This is a genomic window from Amycolatopsis xylanica (assembly GCF_900107045.1).
Classification (GTDB): Bacteria; Actinomycetota; Actinomycetes; order Mycobacteriales; family Pseudonocardiaceae; genus Amycolatopsis; species Amycolatopsis xylanica.
Map to the genome: position 1 here is coordinate 953365 of NZ_FNON01000002.1, position 12065 is coordinate 965429.

Here is a 12065-nt window from a genome sequence, read left to right on the forward strand (position 1 = left end):
GTACTCTGTTGTCGTGCGAAACCAGCGGGAGGTCGTGGACTACGCCTTGCAGCGCCGTGCGCTGCTGGCGGGCGTCCACGCCGGACGAGTAGGCACCCACGACGTGTGCGATGCCAGCCCGTACCTGCTGCGAGCTGCGAAGTTCCACGGCGAGGCCGGCGAAAATCCGTGCCCGATCTGCCGGAAGGAGCAGCTCACGCTGGTCTCGTGGGTCTATGGCGACGAGCTCAAGCACGTCGCCGGTTCGGCACGTGCGTCCGACGAGCTGACCAGGATGGATGGACTCTTCTCGGAGTTCACCGTCTACGTCGTCGAAGTTTGCCGGACGTGTCACTGGAACCACCTGGTGCAGTCATACGTCCTGGGCACAGGAGACCCGCATACGCGGTCCCGTCCGCGGAGGACCGCGGGCCAGTGACGCCAGCAGAAGAAACCGCTGTAAACGCCAGTGGCGTACCCCGAAACGCCACTTCGGAGGCTCATTCGTGAACGACGATCGCAACCGCTCTTGGCCTGGTCAGGAGCCAGATGCCCCTCGCCGTGCCCAATGGCCGGGTGAAGAAGCACCGCAGTGGCCTGGCGACGAGGCCCCGAGACGTCCTCAGCGTCCCCAGCGCCCCGCGCCCCCGCGCGGGAACGGTGGTGGCGGCGCCCCTCAGTGGCCTTCGGGTGACGAAGGCAACATGGGCCGCCCGCAGCGTCCCGGCCCGCCGCCTAACGGTGGGGTACCCCGCCGTCAGGGCCCGCCGCCGCCAGGCGCAGGCCGCCCACCGGCCACGCCGCCCGGCGGTTACCGCCAGGGCGGACCGCAGCAGGCACGCAGGCGCCCGCCGGAGCCGCAGATCGAGCCCGACCTGATCACGCATCACGAGCACAACGGCACCGCGGACGACCTGGGCTACGACGACTACGACGAGGCCAGGTTCAACGACTACGGCACCGACGAGCCCGAAGACACCGGCGAAGGCCCCGAGCTCGACAAAAAGGGCAAGCCGATCCTCACCCCGGCGCAGAAGAAGAAGCGCCGCTGGAAGATCGTCCGCCGCTGCGCGTACGCGTTCGTCGCCATCTTCTTCGTCATCCCGGCGATCGCGTTCACGATCACGTACTTCCTGGTCGACGTCCCGTCGCAGGAAAGCGTCGCGGCCCGCCAGAGCCAGCCGATCAGCTTCACCTACGCCGACGGCAGCCCGATGGGCAAGATGCTGCCCCCGAAGGGCGGCGACCGGAAGATCGTCAAGCCCGAGGAGATCCCGGACACCGTCAAGCACGCGGTCTACGCCGCGGAGGACGCGACCTTCGAGACCAACTCCGGCTTCGACGTCACCGGCATCCTGCGCGCGGTCTTCAACCAGCTGACCGGCGGCAAGGGCGGTGGCTCGACCATCTCCCAGCAGTACATCAAGAAGGCCACCGAGAACGAGGCCCCGACGCTCACCCGTAAGTGGACCGAGCTGGTCAAGTCGTTCAAGATGACCAACCAGCAGGAGAAGCCGGACATCCTGGCCTCCTACCTCAACACGATCTTCTTCGGCCGCCGCGCCGACGGCATCGGCGCGGCCGCGAAGGCGTACTTCGGCAAGGACATCAAGGACCTCACCCAGGCCGAGGCCGCCTACCTCGCCGGCGCCATCCAGGGCCCGAGCCGCACCGGCAACGCGGAGTACATGACCAAGCGCTGGAACTTCGTGATGGACCAGCTGGTCGCCAACAAGTGGATGACCAAGGCCGACCGCGACGCGGCCCAGATGCCGACGCCGATCGCGCTCGACGACCTGAAGGACCAGTCGGAGGGCTCGCCGGACTACTTCATCAGCAAGAAGGTGCTCGCCGAGCTGAGCGAGCAGGGCTTCGACGAGGACAAGCTGTTCTCCGGCGGCTACAAGATCCAGACCACGATCGACCCCAAGGCGCAGGAATACGCCAAGCAGTCGGTCGACGAGGGCATGAAGGGGCAGACCGACGAGAACATGCTCAACGCGCTTGTCGCCGTCGATCCGAAGACCGGCGGGGTGATCGCCTACTACGGCGGCCCCGAGCAGGTGAAGGACGCCGACGGCAACACCAAGCTCGGTCAGGACTGGGCCTCCATCCCGCACAACCCCGGTTCCTCGATGAAGGCCTACGACCTGGCGGCCTTCCTCAAGATGAACAAGGGGCTCGGCGAGACCTTCGACGGAACGAACAACCGGAAGATCGGCGACCGGACGATCCGGAACGCGGGCGAGAGCAGCTCCTGTTCCGAGCAGTGCACGGTCAAGGAAGCGATGGCCATCTCGGCCAACACCGTCTTCTACGACATGGTCTACAAGATGGGCTACGACAAGGTCATCACCGCGGCCAAGGATGCCGGCATCAAGGACAAGCCGGATGGCCCTGCCGTGCTCGGTAAGGACAACAACATCTCGCTCGGTGGTGGTACGACCGTGGCCACCGCCGAGGACATGGCCGCGAGCTACGCCACCTTCGCCGGCGACGGCCTGCGCCGCGAGCGGCACTTCGTGCTGAAGCTGACGAACTCGGCGGACGAAGTCGCCTATGAGCCCAAGATCGAGGGTGTGCCCGCGTTCGCGAGCAACGATCCCGAGAAGAGCAAGCAGATCGCCGTCAACGTCACGGAGGCGTTGAAGGGGGTCATCACGAGCACGAAGACGCTCGGCAAGTGCCCGACCGGTCACGAGTGCGCGGGCAAGACCGGTACCCAGCAGTACGACTACACCAAGGGCAAGGACCCCGCGAACTACGCGGATCGCAACGCCCAAACATGGATGGTGGGCTACACGCCGTCGATCTCGACGGCGGTCTGGGTCGGCGGTGACGGAAACAAGGCACTGCACGGCAAGGACGGCAAGCCGATCTTCGGTTCGACGATCGCGGGCCCGATCTGGAAGAACTTCATGAACCTCTACCTGACCGGCAAGCCGGCGGAGAAGTTCCCGGCGTTCAAGCCGATCGGTAAGGACCCCGGCCAGGTCACCACCTCGTCGAAGAAGCCCGAGACGCCGACGACGACCACTCAGCCCGAGGACACGACGGAGAGCAACCCGCCGTCGGACACGACGGAGAGCAAGCCGACGTCGAGCTCGAAGACGCGTCCCGGCCCCGGCGGTGGCACCGGCGGGCCGATCTTCCCGCAGCCACCGGCAGGCGGAAACTCCGGTCGCGGTAATGGCGGTAACGGCTCGGAGCCGTAGCATCCCCGCACGACGCCGAAGAGGGCGATGTCCATTGTGGACATCGCCCTCTTTTTTTGTGACCGGTCATGGCGTACCGTTTGTCGATCACCCGATTGGAGCCTTGTTCGCCACTGAGTTCCAGTGATTCAGTAATGCTGCCAACTCTGGGGACCTTGTTCGGCAATTGCATCGAAATTGCCGAGCACTCACTTCGAGCATTCACAAATGGGGATGAGAATGACCACATCACGTATCGCCAAAGCGACGCTCGCTGGCGTCTTTTCACTGACTATCGCGGCTCTTCTGCCGGGCATTGCGGATGCCACCCCTGATTTCGCCGCACAGGCGCAGGCCAGCGGCCTGACTGCGGCCCAAGCCACTGAACTGCAGGCCAAGGCCGACGATTATCTCGCCAAACTGGGCGGCACCCAGATTGCGCCCAACAAGATCGATCTCGACGGCACCGCCCTTATTTCACTCGCCGTGCCCGGCGAGGACCACCCGAGAAATCTTTCCACCGCCGCCGAGCCCGACCCTTGCAACTATTACGAGCAGGTCGTCAAGGATGGGCATTTCTGTGCGTACAGCCGTCCCACGCACCTGGGCGACAGCATCGACATGTACCACTGCCAGAAGTATTCGCTGCCCGGCTGGAGCGGAGTCGGCTCCTGGATCAACGCCCAATCATCCGGCACTCGGGCCCGCTTCTACGGAAAGTCGGGCAATCTCCTTTACACGACTCCCGTTCCGAACAGCTTCGACGACTATAACTGGTCGCCGGTGTGGACCATCCGTCCCTGCTGATCGGTAGCGGAGATCGGGTGGCCCGCCGCGCCTGCACGCGGCGGGTCACCCGATCAAGGTGACATCCCGATCCACCGGCGTGCCATTCGTGGGACCAGGCAGACCCGCAGGACAGGATCGATCCATCATCCTTATCGAGCCAGGTCGTCCCAGTTCACCCACGTACGACACGCACAGACGGACAGCGACCTGGACATACTCGCCGGAGTAGCCATTTCCAGCGAGTGCCAGAAATGCGAAATCGGCATTGAAATAACCTGATTCGGGAATTTCTTTAACAAGAATCGTTGCTTGATCAGGATTATTTAAGAGGTTCTCGTCAGTGGCCCGCGTTATCGATTCACGCGTCGGTGTCGGACTCTCTTGAAATCGCCTGAGCGCCTTTTCCGCGATGTCCCTGACACCCGCGGTGGCCGCTGCACGTAGCTCGTCGACCGGATCGGCACAGGCTGTGCAGCACATCGCCACCGCGATCGCGCCGCACAGCCCGGCCCATCCTGCTCGTACCGTCATTATTCGAGGCTACATCCCGGCGATGGCGGCCGTCGCCACGTTCGAATACGTCTGCGCCCCTTGCACCTTGGGATGCAATGACTGCCCCGAGATGAACCCGGTGTCACCCATCCGGAATGAGGTGTCGTCACCTCTGGTTAGCGTGAGAACGAGTGCGTGAATCTGCTCGTTGTCACCGCAGGCACCCTTTCCGGCGAAGGCGGATCGCGGATCAGCGTACGTCGCCGCGACGCCGGCTGTCCGTGCGTTCGCGACAGCGTTCTTGAGCACCTCGTCGAGCCTGTTATTCATCTCGATGAGCCACGGCGCCTCACTGGTGCCGATACCCGGAATGCAACTTCCAGCACGTTCGAGGAGGATCGGATACCCCATCACCAGTATCCTGGCGTTCGGGGATCTGCCCTTCAGTAGATTCAGCACATTCTGCACGTCGATGCCGATCCGATCGATCCGTTTCGGCTCCGCCGCGGACAACGGCTCCGAGTCATTCTCGAAAACCTGGTCCTGGCACAGGGAAGCCGACAGCACGCACTGCTTGAAGATAGACGTGAACTTGGCATCGTTGCCGCCGACGGACAGCGTGATCAACGACGTGTACTGGTCGAGATAGCCCTGGTCCGGTTGCTGTTGCTCCTGATACTGCCCGCTCCCACCGGGTAGCAGGTTCCGCGTGGTCGCACCGGCGCAGGCGGACATGTGGTAGTTCAGCGTCGGATCGAACGCATCCGCTCTGGAGCCCACGGTCCGCGCCTGATTGTCCGGCAGATAGCTCTGCCTGGACCAGGAACTCGGTGAGCGGTGGCAGGCATCGCGCATCAGCGGATCGTCACCGTTCGCGTCGCGCCCGTCGTGATCGCTGGAGCGGTAGTAACTCCAGGCGCCATTGACCGGATCGCCACTGGCACCCTCGCCCGACGAGTACGAATCGCCGAGTGCCACGACCTGGTTGGCGGGCTTTCCGGACAGCGGCTGAAAAGCGACCGCGTCCCACGGCACGTCCCTGACGTCTTCCACCCAACGGTCATCAACGTTGTGCACGAGATTGTCCAGCGAAACACTCGGTGTGCCACTGAAGTTGAACGCGCCGAGCGACTCCCAGTGCCCAGGCGCCGGATTACGGCCATCGTCGAGGTAGTTTCCCTCGACCACGGTCCTGGTAGGCGAATTCGAGTCCGAACCGTGCACGGTATAGGTCGCTTGCGGGTTCCGCGCCCGGTGATCGGGGATGTACACCAGCACGCGCGCCCAGCCGTTGAGCTGGCGGTTCAGCGTCCAGGTGCCAGTCACCTTGTGCTTCGCGTTCTCCGGAATGTCCTTCCAGGCGTGCGCATTCCACATGTGTCCGCCGAATCCGCCATCGACCTGGTGAAAGTCGATCTTCGACGGATAGTGCCCCGCCTGGTCGACGCCGAACTTGAAGGTCAGCGATCCCTGGTTCGCCCAGTCCTTCGAACAACCGCGGTAGGTCGTCACGTCCCCGGGAACGTCGTCGATGATGAGTGAGCCTGCGGGCACCTGCGCGGCGCCGGTGCAGTCCGGCCGGTACAGCACCTTCGACGCGGCGAGCGCGGGCTCCGGCGTTCCTGGCGGATAGCGCACCTGCTCGGAACCACACGCCGTCGCGCATTGGGTCCAGCTGGCCGAGGCGTGCCACCAGCACTTCAAGTCGTCGCGCAGGCAGTGGCTGCCGGGGTCGGTCGGGAACTGGGCAGGCTTGTGGAGCTGGTTCATGTCGCAGCTGGTGGTCGCGTCGCAGAAGCTGCCGAGCGCCGGTCGCTGCGCGAAACCACCCGCCTGCCATGTCGCGGGCAGATAGCCGATCTTGTAGGTACCGGCCTTCCAGTCCAGCCGCATCAGCGGATGGCGGGCCCAGCCGACGACGCGTTCCGGATAGGACCAGTGGTTCGGGTACTTCGCGTCGCCATAACTCGCGTCGAGGTAACCGGCCCGGTCGGCCGCGTAGTCCTCGTTGGCCACATTGTTCGCCCAGCCGAGCCCATAGGCGCCGTTCGCGCCATTTTCACCGGGCGCGTGCCAGCCACTGTTGTACGCCCAGAGCGCGTACCACCAGTTCTCGATCTTGCTCGGGTCGCCGTTGTTGACGCCGATGCCGAGCTGCTTCATCTGATTCCACTTGTCGATCAGGATGTTGAGCCCGGCCGCGATGTTGGCCGCGTAGTCGACGGTGAGCGCGAGCTGCTGAGTGGGGCTGTACACGGAAGACCCGTCGGACACCCGCATTCCGGTGGTGACCTGCGAAGCGCCATAACCGCAGTCCGGGTCAGCGAAGTTGACCCGGTCGACGCCGACATTCTTGCCGTAGAAGCCACCCTGGTTGAAGTTGCCGCTCTCGCCGTCGGTGACGGTCGGGCTCGACTGCCAGATGTTGGACTCCTGCGCCATCACGCCGAGCAGCACCTGCGCGGGCACCTGGCCGCCACCGATCAGCTGATGCATCGGGAACAGGCCTTGTGGAGTGTAGGCGGGCAGCGTCGAACCGTTGTAGCCAGCGGGCCGCTGGACGAACAGCTGGTTCTTGACCGCGAGGTCGGCCGCCCATTCCCCCAGCTCGGGAGTGGGTTGCAGTGACTGGATCTTCGGGTCGTTACGCGGTACGGCGCACGCCCGATCCGGGTCCGTCGTCATGGTCGACGGATCGGCCGCGACGCCGGGGCGGGCAGGCGGTGCGGGCGCGGTGGTGACGGCCGGAGACGGCGTACTGCCCACTGCGGGCTTCAAAGCCGATGGCCGCACCGAGAACGACGGCTGCGCGCCGGTGGCCAGCACCTTTGTCGTGATGTCCACCGGGAGCGGACCGCCCGGCGCGCCAGTGGCCTGCTGGTCGCGCACGTTGGTGGCCGAGGTGATCGCCAAGGCGCCCGTAGTGGACAGCTGGGCGTCACCCGCGACGTCGGCCGCGTGCCAGGTTCCCGGCAACCGGGACCCGATCGTCTTGCCCTGTACGAAAACTTTGCCCGCGACCTGGTGCAGTTGCACCGAGTCGAGCGGTACCGCGGCGACCAGCGTGTCGACGGCGCCGGTGTAGCGGTGGATCTCGGTCTTGCCGGCCGACCGCACCTCGAAGCCGACGCCACCGTCCGCGTCGACACTGAGCCGGAACGGTGTGCTCGCCGCGTCGGCGACGTGCCTTAGCTTGCCGTCGGCTTCGACCGTCGCGAGCCCACGCCCGGTGGCCGCGACCGTGGTGTCACGCACCGGGACCGCCGAGGTGACCTGGCCGATGGCGTCGACTTGCCGGACCACGCCTGTCGTCGCCGCGTCAACTGTCATCAGACGGGATTTGTAGGTGTCGCCAACGGTGAGGTTTCTGGTGAAGACGACGCGCTCGTCAGCGCCGCAACCCGGGTTGTAGTAGGCGAGGTTCACGGTGAACGGGAGCTTCCGCACGTCACCGGAAGTGAGATCGACGATGGCGGCGAAACCGCCGCCGCGGAACTTTTCCTCGCGGTTCACCGCTTCTCGCGGCGCGTAGACCACGGCCGCGTACCGGCCGGAGGCGGTGACGCACTCCTGGCCGATCCACTGGCTGGTTTCCGCGCCGGTCTCGGCCAGTGTCGCCACCGTGCGCCAGGTGTAGCCGTCCTTGGCGTCGGCGGCGAGAACATGCAGGCCGGTCTGGTCGCCGACGATGGTCACCGCGCGGTCAGCGGAAGAGCGCCAGCCGGCCGGAAGGATCCGGTCCCGGTCCGCTTGCGGCACGGACGCGCTGTCGGGCTTCGCCGCGTCCGGTGGTGGTTTGCTCGCGGCGACCGCCGGAGTACCCAGGAACGCGGTGGTCAGCAACAGTGCCGCGCAAGTTTGCGCAGCTCTTCGGGCAGCACGAGAGCGATGCATTAGGTCTCCCCCAAGAGTTCCCAGTCGACGACCAAAGCTAACAGTGAAAAACTTAGCGATCATTAGTGCAGTTGGGTGAAAATTTACCAGACTATTCATGCCTTTCTATTACATATCGGACAAATGGCAGGAAAATATGGTCCGCAATTCACTTCGAAGCCACCACCCGAATGGCGGCTGGCGATCGTCAGTGACCCGGGCTTTGATGAGCGAAGCTGGGACTTTGCGCTGATGCCCCGATGATCGGACTGGGTGGACATCAGCGTCGCAATCTCTGGGGGGATTCGTGATGACTGGCTCATGCCGTCCTTCGCGCCGTATTCACGGCACCATTTCCGCCGAATAGTCCTTACCGCGCGCAATTCACTGTTTTTCGCGCGTCCGGCTCCAGTACCGGCAATTCGGTCGGGTCGGCGCGTGAGGGAGGAAAAGATGAGACGAAGCTGGAAGAGGGTCGCGTTGACCGCGCTGGCCTTCCTCACGCTGACCCCGTCGGTGACGGCCATGGCCGTCACCCCGGACAGCACGACCGAGGCGGCCGTACCGGCCCCGCCACCGACCGACCCGCCGACCGTCGACCCGAAGAAACGTGACGAACTGCTCGGCCAGGGCTGGCAGGCCTCCGGTGACCGCTTGTGGACGACCAGCGGTGACGCCGAAGGTTTCCACGTGCTGGTGGCCGAGGCGAAGACCGGCTACGCCTGGCGGACGGTCGCCGACCTCACCGTGCCCGGCCTCGAGACCGACCAATGGATCGGCCACGGCTGCGTCACCGGCTCCGGCCAGCGCGCCATCATCGTGTACGGTCCGCGAGGCTTCACCAACGACGACACCGAATTCAACCGCGGCGGGCTGACGGCGATCGTCGACCTCACCACCGGCGCGGTCACGAAACTCCCGATCCGCACCACCCTCGCCTACTACAACCCCGGCTGCGGCACCGGTGAAACGGCGACGCTGACCCAGGGCGGCGGTGAGTCGATCCCGCAGACCGGCGTCGTCACGGTCGACACCGCGACGGCGTCGCTCAGCAAGCGCGTCGAACTCGCCGGCCAGGTGACCTCGCCCGTCCCGGTCAACGGCGGCTTCGTCGTGGCCGACAGCCTCGGCCTGCTGAAGGTCGCCGACAACGGCGACAAGCACCGGGTCGTTCTCGGCACCGGCGGTGTCCCCGCCTATGTGCGGCCCGACGCCGAGGGCGGCCTGGTGTTCATGGACCAGGTCGACAACACCAGCCGGATCCGGCGCATGGCCCCGAACAGCCCGGATGCGAAGACCGCCGCGCCGGTGCTGGCCACCGGCCCCACCGGTTCGCTCGGCATCACCGCTGGCAAGGCAGGCAAGGTCTTCATCACCGGCACCGCGGCGAAGCTCGAGGCATTGCCCGCGGTCGTGGCGAAACTCGACGTGCCGGTGGATGCGGAAATCTCCTCCACCGGCGAGACCGCGGTCACCGAACTGCGTCTCGCCAGGCCTGAGCCCGGCTCGGCCGCGGCCAGCAACCCTGGCGGGGTGCAGCCAGTGCACATCGCGGGCAAGAGCCTGCGAACCGGAAAGTCGCTCGGCTTCACCGTCGATCCGGCCGCGACGCTCGCGCCGCGCTGGAACGACACGATCGACCCCGGTTACGTGTGCGCGGTGCCCAGGAACGACCCGGGCACGCAGGTCTACCAGCCGACTCCGCGTGAGGTCGAATGGCGTGCGGACAACCTCGTCCGCGGCACCGGTGTGCCCGCCCAGATCCTGCTCGGTGTGCTCGGCCAAGAGTCAAACCTCTGGCAGGCGGCCAGGAACATCTATCCCGGCGAGTACGGCAATCCGCTGATCGGCAGCTTCTACGGGCTCTCGAACACGGGCACCGTCGGGGACTGGGACATCAACTGGTCCAAGGCCGACTGTGGTTTCGGCGTTTCGCAGACCACGGACGGCATGCGCAAGGGTGACCCGAGCCGCACGCCACGAGAGCAACGGGACATCGCCACCGACTACATCTGGAACATGCAGGCAGGCCTCAACATCCTGGTCTCCAAGTGGAACCAGATGAAGGCCAAGGGGATGCTGGTCAACAACGGCGACATCACCAGCATCGAGAACTGGTTCTATGCCACCTGGGCGTACAACTCCGGTTTCCACGACGGGACCGCGCCCAAGGACGACGGCGTCGTCGGGCTGGGCTGGCTTAACAATCCGGTGAACCCGAATTACCCACCGAGTCGCACGGCGTTCGGCAAAAGCCCCGCTGATTTCGCCCACCCTTATCTGTGGTCGTACCCGGAGAAGGTTCTGGGGTTCGCCTCTTACCCACCTTCGGGCTATTCGGACCCGAACACCGTGGTCCCGTTCTTCCGAGCCGCCCAGTGGCTCACCGATGCTTTCCGGGAGACCGCACGACCGGATCCGAATCTCTTCTGCACCGCAGCCAATGTGTGCATTCCGGGCAACAACGTGAAGCCGACCGCCCCCGGGGTCGACGACCAACCTGCTGGGCCGTGTCACCACACGAACTCAGCAGGCCAGTTCGACCTGAAGTGCTGGGTGAAGTCCCCGGTCAGCTGGAAAGATTGCGCCAGGCAGTGCGGCTTCGAGAAGATCCGCTACGACCCCGGTGTACCCAGACCCACCCAGCCCAACAACAACGGCTTCGATGGCGTCAGTTATCCGCCGGTGTGCGACAACACCGGTGTCGAGGTCGCGGGTGTTGTCGATGATGTCACCACTGAGACTCCCGCAGCCCGTTTCTGCGTCGGCGCCGGCATCCACGCGAATATGCCGGGCAGCGACTTCTCGATGACCTTTGGCCCCTCCGGCAAGGTCGACCTGCACCAGGTGGGCGGTGGCTACGGCGCGCACTATTGGTACAGCCACACCAGGAGCAACACGGCGGAGGGCCAGAAGACCCGCGCCACGGGGACCTGGACCTTCCCCGATCTGGACGGGAACGCGAAGCTCAAGGTCTTCATCCCGGCGCATCTGGCCGACGCGGTCGCCGTCTATGTCATCGACACGGCGACGGGCCCGGCGCGCGTCACGGTCAACCAGGCACTGAACCACGGCAAGTGGGTCGACCTGGGTGTCTTCCCGTTCTACGGTCAGCCCAAGATCCATCTGGACACGATCACCGACGGGGCGAACGGCACGCTGGCGCTGGCGTTCGACGCGGCCGCCATCCAGGCGGTGCCCGACGATCCCAACACCGTGATGATCGTCAGCGACCACAAGCCGGACGGAAACTACTGCCTTCAGGTCAAGGGCAACAACATCGTGGCAGGTGCCACGGCCGAGTGGCGTACTTGCAGTAAGAGCTGGGGCTACGCGTACTGGGCGCTGCAGGGCACCAGTACGACGATCCCGCTCCCTGGCAAACCCAACGCACAGGGTTATCGGATCAAACCGAGGACCAACTCCAGCCTGTGTCTCGAAACCTTGGGCCGCAACGCGGGCGAGGGAGTGGCCGTGGTACTCGGGGTATGCGACGAAACCGACCTCAACCAGCTGTGGACCGCGCCGCCGCCCCCACAGCCGCTGCCGAGTGCCCCGGAACGGCAGTACATCGCCAACGCGTTGACCCACATGTGCATGACCGCCGGGGAACGCGGGGGAACCGGCGCGGCACCGGTGGTGTCCAACAGCTGTGAACCGGACGAGCCGCAACCGTGGCAGTACTGGCTCAGCTACAACCAATCCAATCCGCTGAACTAGCACAATCGGGGCGGCCAG

The 12065-nt window shown here is 65.2% G+C and carries 6 protein-coding genes; 4 read left to right on the forward strand and 2 right to left on the reverse strand.

All coding sequences use genetic code 11. From position 1 onward, the window contains the following. Positions 1-13: 13 nt before the first annotated feature. From BLV57_RS12375 to BLV57_RS12385, 3 genes are all read left to right on the forward strand, one after another. Entirely contained in the window at positions 14-418 is a 405-nt protein-coding gene (locus BLV57_RS12375; protein WP_091288770.1) for a DUF5318 domain-containing protein, read from the forward strand. A 265-nt stretch (positions 419-683) separates the two neighbouring features. Next, positions 684-3194, forward strand: a complete 2511-nt coding sequence (locus BLV57_RS12380) for a transglycosylase domain-containing protein (RefSeq protein WP_091288771.1) — start codon at positions 684-686, stop codon at positions 3192-3194. 219 nt (positions 3195-3413) lie between these two features. Next, the gene (locus BLV57_RS12385; protein WP_143047038.1) at positions 3414-3980 is read left to right on the forward strand and encodes a hypothetical protein; all 567 of its coding nucleotides are present in this window, start codon (positions 3414-3416) and stop codon (positions 3978-3980) included. A gap of 45 nt (positions 3981-4025) precedes the next feature. On the opposite strand, the gene BLV57_RS42825 is transcribed toward BLV57_RS12385, so the two are convergent. Continuing rightward, positions 4026-4493, reverse strand: a complete 468-nt coding sequence (locus BLV57_RS42825) for a hypothetical protein (protein WP_143047039.1) — start codon at positions 4491-4493, stop codon at positions 4026-4028. A gap of 9 nt (positions 4494-4502) precedes the next feature. Beyond that, positions 4503-8297 (reverse strand): SGNH/GDSL hydrolase family protein, encoded by a 3795-nt coding sequence (locus tag BLV57_RS12390; RefSeq protein ID WP_091288773.1) that lies wholly within the window; start codon positions 8295-8297, stop codon positions 4503-4505. Positions 8298-8780: 483 nt separating this feature from the next. Here BLV57_RS12390 and BLV57_RS12395 point away from each other — a divergent pair, with 483 nt between their 5' ends. Next, positions 8781-12047: a golvesin C-terminal-like domain-containing protein gene (locus BLV57_RS12395; RefSeq protein ID WP_176968575.1), complete on the forward strand. Its 3267-nt coding sequence runs from the start codon at positions 8781-8783 to the stop codon at positions 12045-12047. Positions 12048-12065 lie beyond the last annotated feature (18 nt).